Origin of the sequence: Cerasicoccus arenae (assembly GCF_014651635.1) — a bacterium.
Taxonomy (GTDB): domain Bacteria; phylum Verrucomicrobiota; class Verrucomicrobiia; order Opitutales; family Cerasicoccaceae; genus Cerasicoccus; species Cerasicoccus arenae.
The window spans coordinates 145,517-159,154 of the sequence record NZ_BMXG01000005.1 but is presented as its reverse complement, the minus strand read 5'-3'; the positions used below and the strand labels follow the sequence as shown (position 1 = coordinate 159,154).

General features: G+C 54.6%; 16 protein-coding genes. 13 read left to right on the top strand and 3 right to left on the bottom strand.

The window, feature by feature from the left end; genetic code table 11:
• The first annotated feature begins 12 nt into the window (after positions 1-12).
• The 8 genes from atpB to atpC all read left to right on the top strand — a co-directional run bounded on the left by atpB (position 13) and on the right by atpC (position 6,754).
• Positions 13-954, top strand: a complete 942-nt coding sequence (gene atpB / locus IE065_RS05570; RefSeq protein WP_189512708.1) for a F0F1 ATP synthase subunit A — start codon at positions 13-15, stop codon at positions 952-954.
• 98 nt (positions 955-1,052) lie between these two features.
• Complete coding sequence (locus IE065_RS05565; RefSeq protein ID WP_229792063.1) at positions 1,053-1,310, top strand: ATP synthase F0 subunit C; 258 nt, start codon at positions 1,053-1,055, stop codon at positions 1,308-1,310.
• An 83-nt stretch (positions 1,311-1,393) separates the two neighbouring features.
• Positions 1,394-1,969 (top strand): F0F1 ATP synthase subunit B, encoded by a 576-nt coding sequence (gene atpF / locus IE065_RS05560; RefSeq protein ID WP_189512706.1) that lies wholly within the window; start codon positions 1,394-1,396, stop codon positions 1,967-1,969.
• A 15-nt stretch (positions 1,970-1,984) separates the two neighbouring features.
• The gene (locus tag IE065_RS05555; RefSeq protein WP_189512704.1) at positions 1,985-2,383 is read left to right on the top strand and encodes a F0F1 ATP synthase subunit delta; all 399 of its coding nucleotides are present in this window, start codon (positions 1,985-1,987) and stop codon (positions 2,381-2,383) included.
• 51 nt (positions 2,384-2,434) lie between these two features.
• On the top strand, positions 2,435-3,976 hold the full coding sequence (gene atpA, locus IE065_RS05550; protein ID WP_189512702.1) for a F0F1 ATP synthase subunit alpha: 1,542 nt from the start codon (positions 2,435-2,437) through the stop codon (positions 3,974-3,976).
• 38 nt (positions 3,977-4,014) lie between these two features.
• On the top strand, positions 4,015-4,893 hold the full coding sequence (atpG, locus tag IE065_RS05545) for an ATP synthase F1 subunit gamma (protein ID WP_189512700.1): 879 nt from the start codon (positions 4,015-4,017) through the stop codon (positions 4,891-4,893).
• A 27-nt stretch (positions 4,894-4,920) separates the two neighbouring features.
• The gene (gene atpD / locus IE065_RS05540; RefSeq protein WP_189512698.1) at positions 4,921-6,339 is read left to right on the top strand and encodes a F0F1 ATP synthase subunit beta; all 1,419 of its coding nucleotides are present in this window, start codon (positions 4,921-4,923) and stop codon (positions 6,337-6,339) included.
• A 4-nt stretch (positions 6,340-6,343) separates the two neighbouring features.
• Entirely contained in the window at positions 6,344-6,754 is a 411-nt protein-coding gene (gene atpC, locus IE065_RS05535; RefSeq protein WP_189512696.1) for an ATP synthase F1 subunit epsilon, read from the top strand.
• A 166-nt stretch (positions 6,755-6,920) separates the two neighbouring features.
• Here the strand turns inward: atpC and IE065_RS05530 are convergent, their stop codons facing one another.
• Positions 6,921-8,117, bottom strand: a complete 1,197-nt coding sequence (locus tag IE065_RS05530) for an aminotransferase class I/II-fold pyridoxal phosphate-dependent enzyme (protein WP_189512694.1) — start codon at positions 8,115-8,117, stop codon at positions 6,921-6,923.
• Between the two features lie 443 nt (positions 8,118-8,560).
• On the opposite strand from IE065_RS05530, the gene IE065_RS05525 reads away from it, so the two are divergent.
• Entirely contained in the window at positions 8,561-9,409 is an 849-nt protein-coding gene (locus IE065_RS05525; RefSeq protein WP_189512692.1) for a glucosamine inositolphosphorylceramide transferase family protein, read from the top strand.
• A 7-nt stretch (positions 9,410-9,416) separates the two neighbouring features.
• Here IE065_RS05525 and IE065_RS05520 read toward each other — a convergent pair whose 3' ends face one another.
• A complete protein-coding gene (locus tag IE065_RS05520; protein ID WP_189512690.1) occupies positions 9,417-9,599 on the bottom strand; it encodes a hypothetical protein in 183 nt (60 codons plus the stop codon).
• Between the two features lie 174 nt (positions 9,600-9,773).
• On the opposite strand from IE065_RS05520, the gene IE065_RS05515 reads away from it, so the two are divergent.
• Genes IE065_RS05515 through menH form a run of 4 tightly spaced genes read left to right on the top strand, consistent with a single transcriptional unit; the run spans position 9,774 to position 12,768 of the window.
• Positions 9,774-10,760 (top strand): MBL fold metallo-hydrolase, encoded by a 987-nt coding sequence (locus IE065_RS05515; RefSeq protein WP_189512688.1) that lies wholly within the window; start codon positions 9,774-9,776, stop codon positions 10,758-10,760.
• A 31-nt stretch (positions 10,761-10,791) separates the two neighbouring features.
• Positions 10,792-11,466, top strand: a complete 675-nt coding sequence (locus tag IE065_RS05510) for a 3'-5' exonuclease (RefSeq protein ID WP_189512687.1) — start codon at positions 10,792-10,794, stop codon at positions 11,464-11,466.
• 3 nt (positions 11,467-11,469) lie between these two features.
• The gene (locus IE065_RS05505; RefSeq protein ID WP_189512685.1) at positions 11,470-11,940 is read left to right on the top strand and encodes a peptidylprolyl isomerase; all 471 of its coding nucleotides are present in this window, start codon (positions 11,470-11,472) and stop codon (positions 11,938-11,940) included.
• Positions 11,941-11,946: 6 nt separating this feature from the next.
• Complete coding sequence (gene menH / locus IE065_RS05500) at positions 11,947-12,768, top strand: 2-succinyl-6-hydroxy-2,4-cyclohexadiene-1-carboxylate synthase (RefSeq protein ID WP_189512683.1); 822 nt, start codon at positions 11,947-11,949, stop codon at positions 12,766-12,768.
• A 62-nt stretch (positions 12,769-12,830) separates the two neighbouring features.
• Here the strand turns inward: menH and IE065_RS05495 are convergent, their stop codons facing one another.
• Complete coding sequence (locus IE065_RS05495) at positions 12,831-13,568, bottom strand: DUF2334 domain-containing protein (RefSeq protein ID WP_189512681.1); 738 nt, start codon at positions 13,566-13,568, stop codon at positions 12,831-12,833.
• Positions 13,569-13,638: the final 70 nt, after the last annotated feature.

Sequence of the window (13,638 nt, the reverse complement as noted above, 5' to 3'; positions counted from 1 at the left end):
CGAACCCTCGGAATGGCCCTCCACCGCAAGTTTCTCCTTCCTTCTTTCATCCTGTTAAGCGCTACGCCTTTGATGGCGTCCAGCGGCGGTACGGGCGTGAGTCCTTATGCCTACAAGCTGTTCAGCGTGTTCGGCATCCCAGTAACCAACGCCATGGTCACAGGGTGGGTCATCTCCATCCTGCTCATCATTGGCATTAAGCTGATGGTCGGCACTCCTAAGCTGATCCCTTCTCGCGGACAAGCGATGATGGAAGGCATGTTGACTGGCGTCTTGGACATCATGGAGCCAATTATCGGCAAAAAGCTGATCAAGAAAGTTTTTCCGATCCTCATCACGCTGTTTGTCTTTATTCTGATTAACAACTGGAGCGGCTTGCTCCCAGGCGTTGGCTCCTTCGGCCATTTTGTGGCGGACAAGGCCATTGCCGCAGACCAAGTCGCAGCAGAGGTTGCACAGGGCCACCAAGTCCGCGCCTTTGACGGCCAAAACTATGTCGGCCACTTCTACTATTACTTTCGTCCGGCCAATGCCGACTTGAACACCACACTGGCCTTGGCGATCATCTCTTTCATCGCGTGGATCTGGTATGTGCTCCGCTACGCCGGCCCCGGCCTGCTTTTCTACGATCTCTTTGGCAACAAGGCGGACAAAAAGGAAGTGCCGAAACCAATTTACTTTATGCTGTTCTTCGTCTTCATCGGCGTGGGCGCTATTGAATGCGTATCGATTCTATCTCGCCTCGTTTCCCTGCCCTTCCGACTATTCGGTAACGTCTTTGGTGGCGAAAACCTGCTGACGAGCATGCACGGCATGATCGCTTGGTTTGTGCCAGTGCCTTTCTTCTTCCTCGAAATCCTGATCGGCCTCGTGCAAGCCTTGGTTTTCACCCTACTGACTGCTGTTTACATCGGTCTTATCGTGAACCACGGAGACGACGAACACGCACATTAATCGCTTTTCTATAATAGAACCCGAATTTCCTGGCTGGGACCATTGACCAACGAGCGTGGGCGGCCAGGTTTAGCAACAAACAAGAAAACAAACTCATTATGATCGAATTACTCACTGCAATGGACATTACCTCCCTGCAAACCCTCGCTGAAGGCGGCCTCACTGGCGACCTCGGCAAGGGCATCACTGCTGGCCTCGGCTGTTTCGCTGCCGCAATCGGTGTAGGCCTCGTCGGCACCAAGGCTGTTGAAGCCGTTGGCCGCAACCCTGGCGCATCCGGTAAGGTGCTCGTCCAGTCCATTATTGGTATGGCGCTGTCGGAAGCGGTCGCGTTCTACGCTCTCTTCCTCTATTAATAATAGATAGTTCCTTTAGCGAGCCCGGTAACGAATCCGGAGCCGGGCTCGTTTTTTTAATTAAACCCTCCCACAACTGACCAATGTTCAACTCAAGCCTATCGCTGGCCGCCGCAGGCGAACCAAACTTCGCCGAGAAGCTGGGCCAAACCGCTTCAGACCTGGGAAATTATTTCCACGTTGAGCCTGCCTTGCTCTTTGCACAAGGACTCAACTTCATCATTGTCGCAGTGGTGCTGTGGAGGTTCGCCTTCAAGCCTGTCATGGCGACCATGGAGGAACGTCAGCGCAAAATCCAAGACGGCCTACAGTATGCCGAGGAAATGAAAGCCGCCTTGGCCAATGCCGAGAAGGACAGCGCTGAGAAAATTCGCCAAGCTTCTGATGAAGCCGCCGCACTCGTCGCCAGCGCACGTGATAACGCGCACAAATTTGAAGAAAGCCAGAAGGCCGACGCCGTAAAGCAGGCTGAGCAGATCATCGTTAAGGCTCACGCCGCCAACGAACTTGAGCGCAAGCAAATGCTCGCTGATGTTCGCCACGAGGTCGCCCAGTTGGTTGTCGCTACGTCCGCCAAGGTTCTCAACCGCGACCTGAGCGCCGACGAAAAGGGCCGCTTCAGCGAATCCGCCGCTAAAGAACTTTACGCCAGTAACTAAGGCAATTCCAATCCCATGGCCGGTTCTCACCATATCAAAGACTTCGCGAAGAAGCTCGTCACCCTTTCGCTCGACGCGGATGGCCAAGCGAGCGCTGAGCGCGTCTCCGCAGTACTTGACGCACTTGGGCAAAACCCACCGCGCGATTACAAGAAGCTCCTCAAGCAATACTCCAAGTATCTTGAAGTAGAGGTCAGCCAAGGCCAAGCCAAGGTAGAATTTGCCGGCCCATTAGGTGCCGAGCAGCTAACTGCCATCGAAAAGAAATTTACCGAACAGTATAACCGCAAAATCGTCGCGAGCACGGTGGAAAACCCAGCCTTGATCGCTGGCGTCCGCATCACCGTGGGAGACGACGTCTATGACGCCTCTGTCGCCACTCGCCTTGCTCTGCTTGAGCAGAATGTCGCGTAACACCCGTTACTTGTTTCCATCCTTCATCATTCATAATTTTATTTAAAGACCATGAGTTCCGTTCTCGAACAGATCCAACAGGAAATCGCCAAGCTTGAAACCAAGACCGTCAAGACGAACGTCGGTAAGATCACAAGCGTATTTGACGGCGTCGCCAAGCTAGACGGCCTATCAGGCTGTATGTACAACGAAATGATCGAGTTTCCAGGCGGCGTTTACGGCATCGCACTGAATCTCGAAGAAGACGAAGTCGGCGTCGTTGTCCTCGGTGACTACTCCAACTTGAAGGAAGGCGACGAAGCCAAGTCCACTGGCCGCCTCCTCTCCGTCCCTGTCGGCAAGGGCCTCCTCGGCCGCGTTGTTGATGCACTCGGCCAGCCCATTGATGGTAAAGGCCCAATCGAGTCCGACATTCTTTATCCGGTCGAAAAAATTGCTCCGGGCATTATCCCCCGCAAGTCCGTCGACCAGCCAGTGCAGACTGGTATTATGGCCATTGACGCGATGATCCCAATTGGCCGCGGCCAACGCGAATTGATCATTGGTGACCGCTCAACTGGCAAAACCACCATTGCGATCGACACGATCATCAACCAAGCCAACATCAACAACCAGCACAAGAAGGAAGACGGAACATTCGAGGACGGTTTCCGCCCGATGTATTCCATCTACGTTGCCGTTGGCCAAAAGCAGTCCAACATTGCCCGCACCATCAAAGCAATGGAAGAAGCAGGCGCACTCGAATACTGCACAATCGTCGCCGCTCCTGCTGCGGACAATCCAGCCAACCAATACATTGCTCCTTTCGCTGGCGCAGCCATGGGTGAATACTACATGGAGAACGGCATGGACGCGCTCATCGTATATGATGACTTGACCAAGCACGCTGCTTCCTACCGCCAGATTTCGCTCATTCTGAAACGCCCTGCTGGTCGCGAAGCCTATCCGGGTGACGTTTTCTACCTACACAGCCGCCTCCTTGAGCGCTCTGCTCGCGTCAACGAAAACAATGGTAATGGCTCGCTCACTGCACTGCCAATCATTGAAACTCAGGCTGGCGACGTAGCCGCTTACATTCCAACCAACGTGATCTCGATCACCGACGGCCAAGTCTTCCTGGAAACCGACCTGTTCAACCAGGGTATCCGCCCAGCGGTCTCCGTTGGTCTGTCGGTTTCTCGTGTAGGCTCCGCCGCTCAGGTTAAGGCCATGAAGCAGGTTGCTGGCAAGCTGAAGGGCGAACTCGCCCAGTATCGCGAGCTCGCGGCTTTCGCACAGTTTGGCTCCGACCTCGACGCTCAGACCAAGTCGATCCTCGAAAAGGGCGACCGTCTCGTTGAACTCTTCAAGCAGCCCCCCCTCTCCCCCAAAAAGGCTGAAGAGCAGATCGCGCTGATCTGGGCGATGCAAGCAGGTTACTTCAAGGACATTGACGTCAAAAAGGTCACCGCTGCCGTCCAATCTCTCCACGAATTCTTCATCACTGCCAAAGGCGACCTACTGGTCGAACTGCGTAGCGGTGGTAAGATCAGCGACGCAACCGACGAAAAACTCAAGGCCGCAGTTGAAGAGTGGAAACGCTCTTTTAAGTAAGCCTGCTCCCGCTTCGCTGAAACCTAGGATTTAATTCGATGCCAAGTACCAAAGAAATTCGCACCCGTATCAAGTCGGTCAAGAACACCGCGCAGATTACTCGCGCGATGCAGCTGGTGGCGGCCTCGAAGATGAAGAAGGCGCAAGACGCCACTATGGCGGGCCGTGCTTATGCGATGCTGCTGGCAGAAATTCTGGAATCGGTTTCTCATCAGGAAATCGCCCAGAACCATCCACTCTTGGCACCTCGCGAGGCCAAGCGCCGCGGCATTCTCATCATCGGCACAGACAAGGGCCTCTGCGGACCGCTCAATGGCAACCTCTTCAAGGAAGTCATGGCGATCAAGGACGATGTGGCCTACGTCACCATCGGCCGCAAAGCCACACAGTTCATCTCTCGCACCAAGCGCCCATTGTTGGCGGATTTTCCGCTATCAGACAAGGTCACTTACCCAGAGGTTCGCGCGGTCGTCAACTACATGCTCGAGCTCTACACCGAGGGTAAGATTGACACCATCGAGATCCTCTACAGCGCCTTCGTCAACACCCTCATTCAGCAGCCAACCATCATGCGAATTGTTCCGCTCAGTGGTTTGCACGAGCTGATCGAAGACGTGAAGAAGCGCTACAAGATCACCCTTTCCGACACCAGCAAGGACGAGCGCGAATTTATTTTCGAGCCCAGTGCTGCGGAAATCCTGCATGAGCTGCCAGCCCTTTACGTCAAACAGCTTATTTATCAGAGCTTGCTCGGTGCCAAGGCGTCGGAGCACAGCGCACGCATGGTCGCAATGAAGTCGGCAACCGACAACGCCAAGAACCTCGTCAGCGACCTGACCCTCGAATATAACAAGGCCCGACAGGCCGCTATCACTCAGGAAATTCTGGAAATCGCAGCCGCGACCCAGTTTAACTAACTTTTCAACCAGCATCACATTTATCCCATGGCTAACATCGGTAAAATCGTCCAAATCCTCGGCGCTGTCGTGGACGTCAGGTTCTCTTCAGAACACGTCCCCGAAATCTTCAATGCGCTTCACGTCAATTACACCCTGCAAGGCAAGGAAACGCGCCTAACGCTGGAAGTGCAGCAGCATCTGGGCGAGGGCCTCGTGCGCGCCGTTGCCATGAGCAGCACTGAAGGTCTCGTCCGCGGCATGGATGTTAACAACACTGGCTCGCCAATCACGGTTCCCGTCGGTGAAGCCGTCTTGGGCCGCATCTTTAATGTAACTGGTGACACCGTGGACGAGCGTGGGCCATGCGAGACTGAGAAGCGCTACCCAATTCACCGCCTCCCCCCTGCCCTTGTGGATCAGGACGTGGAAGCGAACATCCTCGAAACCGGCATCAAGGTCATCGACTTGATTTGCCCCTTCATTAAGGGTGGTAAGGTTGGTGCCTTCGGCGGCGCGGGTGTGGGCAAGACCGTGGTCATCATGGAGCTCATCAACAACATCGCTAAAGCGCACGGTGGTTACTCCGTGTTTGCTGGTGTGGGTGAGCGCTCACGTGAAGGAAATGACCTTTACTGGGAAATGTCCGAAGGCGGCGTTATCAACCAAGACGACTTGTCTCAGTCCAAGGTTGCGCTCGTTTACGGTCAGATGAACGAACCACCTGGCGCACGTATGCGTGTAGCGCTCTCCGGTCTCTCCATGGCGGAATATTTCCGTGACGAGAAGAACCAGGATGTGCTGCTCTTCGTTGACAATATTTTCCGTTTCTCACAGGCCGGCTCTGAGGTGTCCGCGCTGCTCGGTCGCTCCCCCTCTGCGGTGGGTTACCAGCCAACGCTCGCTCAGGAAATGGGTATTCTTCAAGAGCGCATTACGTCGACCAAGAAGGGCTCAATCACCTCATTCCAAGCTGTTTATGTGCCTGCGGATGACTTGACCGACCCAGCTCCGGCCAACACCTTTGCTCACTTGGACTCGACGATCGTTCTCGAGCGCCGAATTGCAGAGCTTGGTATTTACCCCGCGGTTGACCCACTCTCTTCGGTTTCCAACGCACTGTCCCCCGACATCGTGGGCAAGGAGCACTTCGAGGTCGCCCGTGGTGTTCAATCTGTGCTTCAGCGCTACAAAGACCTACAGGACATTATCGCAATTCTCGGTCTCGACGAATTGAACGAAGAGGACAAGCAAGTCGTGTTCCGCGCCCGTAAGATTCAGAAGTTCCTTTCGCAGCCGTTCCACGTAGCTGAAGTCTTCACTGGATTCCCTGGCGTTTATGTTCCTGTGGCCGACACCATCAAGGGTTTCAAGATGATCCTCGACGGTGAACTGGACCACGTGAACGAAAACGACTTCTACATGAAGGCCGGCATCGATTCTGTGCTCGAAAAGGCCAAGGCCTAAAATCATGGCGCTCAAACTCGAAATCGTCACTCCGGAAAAGATCGTCTATAGTCAGACGGTCGATGAGGTCGTTTTGCCCACTGCACAAGGCGAAATTGACATCCTGCCCGGTCACCAACCACTCCTGACCATGGTCGAGGGGGGGGAGGTCACCGCTCGCGGCGCGAAAACCGAACACTTGGCGATCGACAAGGGCTTTGCTCGTGTCCAGTCAGACACGGTCTCCATCCTCACTGAGGCTGCGATAGACACCGCCAATATCGATGTCCAGATGGTTGAGGAAGCTCAACGCCGCGCCGAAGAAGCCCTCAAGGTTGCTCGCGAAGAAAATGTCGACCCAGCTCAGATTGAGCAGCTTGAACAGGTCGTTCGTTTCGCCGTTATCCAGAAGCTCGCCAAGAAAAAGAACTACTGAGTGACCGCCTAAATCACCTTTCGTAAAAGCGATTCCAACACGGAATCGCTTTTATTTTGCCCAAATTAGACGACTCGACTCGCAAACTCAGGCATATTTCGCAGAGAGGCATCTGGACCACCCGAATTGATCCAAGCAAGACGGCAGCTGGGCCAGAAGGGTTGTTCTAAATTTTCTTTACGGCGTAAGCCATGGCCTCTGCGACGATTTCCAAATCCTCTTCTGTGTGGCGGGCAGACATCGACGTGCGGATCAAGTCCTTGCCGGGGGGGACTGCTGGAGCGATCGACATGATCGAGAAAACGCCCTTTTCGAGCAGCGCTTGCCAGAAGCGATAAGCTTTTTCTTTTTGGCCCATGATGATCGGCACCGCGGGCGTTTCGCTGTCCCAGATGTCCAGGCCGAGGTTGCGGAGCATTTCCTTGTAGCGATTGGTGTTCTCCCAAAGGCGCTTGTGATGCTCCGGCTCGTTCTGGAGGATGTCCAGCGAGGCCGAGGCCGCATAGGCTTGAGGAGGGCTGATAGCGGCCGAGAAAATCGTCTGCTTGCTGTGAGTACGTAGGTATTCGATGATGTCCTTGGAGCCAGCAACAAAGCCGCCTGTGCTACTGAGCGACTTCGAGAAGCTGCCAGTGATGACGTCGACTTCGTCTTGCACCCCAAAATGCGCTGCGGTACCACGGCCACCAGGTCCCATGACGCCGAATCCGTGCGCATCATCCATAATGAAAAAGCAATTCTGATCCCGGCAAACCTCGATGATCTCAGGCACGCGGCCGATGTGGCCTTCCATCGAGTACACGCCTTCGAAGACGACGATCTTGGGCGCTTCGGGCTTCTCAAAGGAGAGGACTTCCTTGAGGTCGGCAGGGTTGTTGTGGGCGAAGCGTTCGACTTGCGCCTGAGTCAGCCCAATGCCCGCCCAGAGGGAGGAGTGGACGTTTTTATCGACCAGCACAATGTCTCCTTTTTGCGCAAAAGACTGCACCGAGGACATGCATGAAATGTAGCCTGCGACGCTGATATGGCAGGCTTCCTTACCAATGAAAGCGGCGAATTTTTCCTCAAGCTCGGTATGATATTTGCGCGAGCCATTGGCCAGGCGAGCCCCAGTGGTGCTACTTCCCCAGTCGTCAAGCCCCTGCTTGGCGGCCTCAATGACCTTGGGGTGATGGCTCAGGCCCAGGTAGTCATTACTGCAAAGCATGACGTATTCCTTGCCATCTCGGATCACCCGCGAGCCATTCTGACGCTCGAACGTGTGATAGTAAGGATTGTAACGCTTGCGTAGCCGCGTGACTTCATCGTCTCGGCAGCGCTTGGCGATGGAGTTCTTTGGCTTGGAAAAAAAGTTCGACAGCATGGGTATCGTAAAAAACTTAATAAGTTAGCGGATTCTCGGACCGGTTAAAGCTCATTTTTGGAGTAGTTTCAGTCTTATAAAAATATAAGGGGGGCAAAAAATTCGTTGCGGAAATTCGTTAGGGGGGGGTAGGCGGCAAAAAAATCGACTAAAAACCCTACAGGCCAACAACTATCTGCCTTTACGGCGATTTTGAGGTTTTTTGCCGAAAAATAAAACTGATACTTTTATGCTCATTTTGAGCCATATTTTGGTGAAAAATGGAAACTAGAGCAAAGTTTGACTGGGCCGCATATTGAAGATTTCGCATCTTGCGGCGCTTTGGCGCACTGGGCAGCAGTTGTAAACGCCGTGTTTCGCCGACTTTTATCAAAATTTCCAGAGACACACCAGCGTAACGAAATACTCGCCAAGACGCTTCGGGAAGATATAGTTACGGGAAAATGCCATCCTCCCTCTGGTCACGTCTATTACCGGGCAAGCAATGGCGCTTACTCGCCGGTAAAATTCCGGGTCTGCCGGACAATTTCAGTAACCTGTCTGCACTTCGGCCGCCATGGGGCCGTTCGTGGGCGGACCCCTTCCCCGTCATGAAAGATGGGCGGTGCTGGCTCTTCATCGAGGAGGTCGTCCACCACCCAAAGAAAGGTCGACTGGCCGTGATGGAACTCCATGCTGACGGCAAGACCGGCCCGCTAAAAGTCATCCTGGATCGCCCGTACCACCTCTCCTACCCCAATCTTTTTGAGTATGATGGCGAATGGTGGATGATTCCCGAATCACGCGCCAATCGCACGGTGGACCTTTATCGCTGCACGCGCTGGCCCGACCATTGGGTGCATGAGAGAGCGCTTTTCCGCGGCGAGGAAATCGTCGACGCCACGCTCTGGGAGCAGGATGGGCGTTGGTGGCTTTTTGGGGGTGTCCCGGCTCTTGAGGGTGGCAATGCTTCCAGCCAACTCAATTTGTGGACCGCAGACTCTCCGCTCTCGCGCGAGTGGGTGCCTCATCCAGGCAACCCGATTGTCTCGGACAATGCCTGTGCGCGCCCAGCGGGTCGACTATTCCGACACGAGGGCCAGCTAATCCGCCCAGCGCAGGATTGCTCCGTGCGTTACGGCTATGGCGTGCGCCTGATGGCCGTCGAGGAATTGACCATGACGACCTATCGTGAGCGCGAGTTCAAGGCCTACCGGCCAAACTTCGCTCCGGGCCTGATCGCCACCCACACGCTGAACCGAGCGGGCGAGTGGCTACTGGGCGATGCGGCGGCGCGAGCCTGGCCAAACTAACAAACGCTTACTCTGCGGCAATACCAAGCTGGACAAAGAATCGGCCGTTGTCGGTGAGCGCCGGATATGGCACAAGCGCCGTTCGCAGGTAATAGTCTACCAGAACAAGGTCATCCTCGAAGGTGGCGTCAGCCGCAAACCAAGTCTCCAAATCGGTCGAATACATGAGCACTTCGACGAAGCCCTGCATGGAATTACCATCAAAAATGAGCCCGCTATGGGTCTTTTGGTCGCACGAAATGTTTGTAAAAAAATCGTCAATAAAACTACAGAAGCCACTGTGGCCCATTAATTTATGATCGCAATTTCCTAAGAGCTTGCCATGTTAGTGCCATTAGGGTCTTCTCCCGAAGATATTCGCGTTATGAAAATTCGTTTCTGGGGAACACAGGGGTCGCTACCCGCGCCAATGACCGCGCACATGGTGCGTGAGAAGGTTTTTCGGGCATTACAGGCGGCACAAGGAGTCGATCTTTCCAGTGACGAGAAGATCAATGCGTTCATGGACAGCAAACTGCCCTTTGCCGTGCGCGCGACCTATGGCACCAACACCTCGTGCATCCAGTTTGATAACCCCGACGGTGCCTATATAATCTGTGACGCGGGCTCGGGCATTCGCGACCTCGGCCATAGTCTCATGATGACGGGTGAAGCCAAGCAGCCCCATACTTACCACATTTTCATGACGCACCTGCACTGGGACCACTTGCAGGGCTTCCCGTTTTTTGTCCCAGCCTACATCCCTGGCAACAAAATCATCTTCCACACCTACCACGAAGCGTGCGAAGAAGCCTTTCGCCGTCAAATGAGCAGCCCGGAGTTCCCGGTCCCCTTCGAAGGCTTGGCGGCAGACATCGAGTTTGACGTGCAAAAGCCGCTCACGCCCTACTCCATTGAGGGCTTCGAGATTGATTCCATCCTGCAAAACCACCCCGGCAAGTCCTACGGCTATCGTTTTCGCAAAAGCGGCAAGACCGCGGTGTTCTCCACCGACTCCGAGCATACCCACGACGCCTACGAGGAAGACTATCCCTTCGTCGAATTCTTTAAAGACGCTGACCTCGTCATTTTTGACGCTCAATACACCATGGCGGATGCCACCTTCACCAAGGCCAGCTGGGGACACTCCAGCAACGTCATGGGAGTGGAACTGACCGCCCGCGCCCGCGCCAAGCGCCTCGCCATTTTTCATCACGAGCCGATCAACACCGACTGGCAGCTCGATGATTTCCTTCGCAATACAATCATGTACCGTAGCATCTACCACCAGGAATCCGCTGACCAGCTAGGACACGCACAGTATCCCGAAGAAATACTGCTCTGCTATGACGGCCTCGAAATTGATTTGTAGGCCCAGTATTTGACTGTAAGGATTCCCCGTTTTGTCACGTATCAAACATAATAAGCCCGAAGAGGATCTCGCCACTGCGCCAGGCCCCCTGAATATTTGCCTCGATATCACCAAGGACGAGATCAATCGCCTCCCGCTGGGCCGATTCGAAGGCACCATCCACCTAATCACGACACCTGCAGCCGCCCGGGCCGCCGTCGCCCGCCTGAAAGAGGTTGAAGTGCTCGGGTTTGACACCGAGTCGCGCCCGGCCTTTCGCAAAGGGGAAAACTACTCCCCCTCGATCGTCCAGTTCGCTACGAACTACGAGGCCTACCTCTTCCAAGTCAAACGCTTCGGCGGGCTGGAGTTGCTCAAGCCCCTCCTCGAAAGCGAAAGCCCGATCAAAGTAGGCGTTGCCCTGCGCGACGACATCAAGCGCCTCCAGCAAGTGGACCGCTATGACCCTGCCGGGTTCGTGGAAATCAGCGAAATCAGCCGCCGCTTGGGCATCGAAAAGACTGGCCTTCGCAGCCTCATTGGCATGTTCTTAGGGCTACGCATTTCCAAAAACGCGCAAGTGTCCAACTGGGCGCGCCGCACCCTGAATCACAAGCAAATCATCTACGCTGCCACTGACGCGTGGATGAGCCGACGACTTTATATGCTCGTGCGCAAAGCCGAGCAGGAACACCTAAATAGCAATAACCTCAATACAGATCACTGACCCATGCCTACCGCAATTCTTGAAACCAATCAGGGAACTATCGAGATCGAGCTGATGCCCGACATCGCACCGAAGACCTGCGAAAACTTTATCGGCCTCATCAATAAGGGCTACTACGACGGCATCATCTTCCACCGCATCATCAAGGACTTCATGCTCCAAGGCGGCGATCCTACCGGCACTGGCCGCGGCGGCGAATCCCTCTGGGGTGGCAAGTTTGATGACGAGTTTGACCGTAACGTAAAATTCGATGAGCCAGGTTTGCTCGCCATGGCCAATGCTGGTCCCGGCACCAATGGCAGCCAGTTCTTCATCACCACGGTTCCTACGCCACACCTGCACATGCGCCATTCCATTTTTGGCAAGGTCGTCAGCGGTATGGATGTCGTTAAGAAAATCGAAAACGTGCGCACGGACCACTCCGACAAACCCGCCGAAAAGCAGTTCATCCAAAAGGCGAGCGTTAAGGACTAGCGAACCATGGCCGGAGCACTTCAGAATGCAACCGGCCTACAACGCTGGGACTCACCTGAGAGCCCACCACTGCTCGCGCTCCACGGTTTTACTGGGGACGCTAATGACTTCGCATGGCTCGCGGAACATTCCCGCGAGTCCATTGATTGGTGGGCACTCAACCTCCCCGGCCACGGTAATGCCCATATCACCGAGCCAGACTCTTTAAAGCTGGACGACTTTCTCGACGCGATCGAGGTAGCCCGGCGTAAAATCGTTGCCGTCACTGGGCAACGCCCAGACCTATTCGGCTACTCCATGGGCGGGCGCATCGCGCTGCACACCGCCAGCCGAAATCCCGCCAAGTGGCGCTCGCTCATCACCGTGGGTGCCACCCCCGGGATCAGCGACCCCATTCACCGAATGGATCGTCTCGTTGCCGATGAAGATCTAGCCAAGCGCATGCGCAAACAGTCGATCGAAGAATTTCTGGAAGCCTGGCAAGCCATGCCGATCATCAAGAGCCAAGAATCGATTCCTCAAGAAATTCTGGGGCCAATGCACACACGGCGTCGCCGTAACAACCCCACCCAACTCGCCGCCGCGCTCGTCGCCGTCAGCACGGGTCGTCTACCCGCGCTCTGGGACCACCTTTCGGAGCTTGATCTCCCCTACTTGGCGATCATTGGCCAAATGGATCTCAAATTCGGCCAAATCACCCAGAAAATGAGGCCTTACCTCCCAAACGCAGAACTCGCCTCAATACCCGGTGTTGGGCACTGCGCCCACCTCGAAGCTCCCGAGGCTTTCCTGGAGCTTTTACAGGCGTTCCGTGCACGGCTGCATTAAGCCGGATGGCTCAAGCGCTCGGTGCTAAGTTGGTATTCCGACTTTAGCCGTAATGTCTCGGACTATTTATCTGCACTTAAACGCTCCTGTAGCTCCGTTGGCGTCATGAAGACAGCGCCCTTGCTTTGCAGGTAATCAACGACCAAAGCGAATTGCTCCAGACGCGCTTTATCCCAACCACCAGGATGAGCTTGCAACACGTAATAAGGTTCGTCCTCCTTGCTCTCAAAGCTCTTCTTGAATCCTTCAAAATTGGGGTGATGCACGGGCTGCTCAAGATTGACGGAGCGCCCCAATATCATTTGGCCCGGCAAGAGCTGGGCATTGCTGGGCCCGAACATCCAAGAGGTAAGCTCCGAGTGTTCTCGGAGTGCGCGGGGGGTATTGCCGTCTGCCGCATTGTAGGGCGTGCCAAATGAATGAAAAGTGAAGCCCAGCTTTTCTTCCGCCAAGGCCTGAGACTTGGAAATCGTTTCGAGCTGCTCTTCCAAACTCGGCCCCTTAAATTCACTCTTGCCCGTGTCCTTATTTCGGCTGTGCGTGAAACCGTGATTCCAGAATTCAATCTGCCCGGAATCGTTCAGTTTCTGAATCGCCTCTATATACTTCGGGGTCCCCTTTTCCAGAGAGTTGCAGATGATGCCAATCGAAACCTTAATGTTCTTTTCTTGAGCCAATTCAATGAACCGACTCCAGCCCTCACCAAAGGGGTCTGCTTCAGTTCGGTAGACAAGGTCGTCTGCTTTAATCACTACAATCGGCGCATCCGATTCTGCGTATCCATTGGAAAGGCTCATCATTAGAATAAAGAAAAACGACAATAGATAAGGTCGAATTGACATATCCAAAGAATGCCTCACCGCACAGTAA

What these genes read in the sequence shown, in the direction of transcription:
- atpB (WP_189512708.1), top strand. Translation starts at nt 13, where the DNA reads ATGGCCCTCCACCGCAAGTTTCTCCTTCCTTCTTTCATCCTGTTAAGC.
- IE065_RS05565 (WP_229792063.1), top strand. Translation starts at nt 1,053, where the DNA reads ATGATCGAATTACTCACTGCAATGGACATTACCTCCCTGCAAACCCTC.
- atpF (WP_189512706.1), top strand. Translation starts at nt 1,394, where the DNA reads ATGTTCAACTCAAGCCTATCGCTGGCCGCCGCAGGCGAACCAAACTTC.
- IE065_RS05555 (WP_189512704.1), top strand. Translation starts at nt 1,985, where the DNA reads ATGGCCGGTTCTCACCATATCAAAGACTTCGCGAAGAAGCTCGTCACC.
- atpA (WP_189512702.1), top strand. Translation starts at nt 2,435, where the DNA reads ATGAGTTCCGTTCTCGAACAGATCCAACAGGAAATCGCCAAGCTTGAA.
- atpG (WP_189512700.1), top strand. Translation starts at nt 4,015, where the DNA reads ATGCCAAGTACCAAAGAAATTCGCACCCGTATCAAGTCGGTCAAGAAC.
- atpD (WP_189512698.1), top strand. Translation starts at nt 4,921, where the DNA reads ATGGCTAACATCGGTAAAATCGTCCAAATCCTCGGCGCTGTCGTGGAC.
- atpC (WP_189512696.1), top strand. Translation starts at nt 6,344, where the DNA reads ATGGCGCTCAAACTCGAAATCGTCACTCCGGAAAAGATCGTCTATAGT.
- IE065_RS05530 (WP_189512694.1), bottom strand. Translation starts at nt 8,117, where the DNA reads ATGCTGTCGAACTTTTTTTCCAAGCCAAAGAACTCCATCGCCAAGCGC.
- IE065_RS05525 (WP_189512692.1), top strand. Translation starts at nt 8,561, where the DNA reads ATGCCATCCTCCCTCTGGTCACGTCTATTACCGGGCAAGCAATGGCGC.
- IE065_RS05520 (WP_189512690.1), bottom strand. Translation starts at nt 9,599, where the DNA reads ATGCAGGGCTTCGTCGAAGTGCTCATGTATTCGACCGATTTGGAGACT.
- IE065_RS05515 (WP_189512688.1), top strand. Translation starts at nt 9,774, where the DNA reads ATGAAAATTCGTTTCTGGGGAACACAGGGGTCGCTACCCGCGCCAATG.
- IE065_RS05505 (WP_189512685.1), top strand. Translation starts at nt 11,470, where the DNA reads ATGCCTACCGCAATTCTTGAAACCAATCAGGGAACTATCGAGATCGAG.
- menH (WP_189512683.1), top strand. Translation starts at nt 11,947, where the DNA reads ATGGCCGGAGCACTTCAGAATGCAACCGGCCTACAACGCTGGGACTCA.
- IE065_RS05495 (WP_189512681.1), bottom strand. Translation starts at nt 13,568, where the DNA reads ATGATGAGCCTTTCCAATGGATACGCAGAATCGGATGCGCCGATTGTA.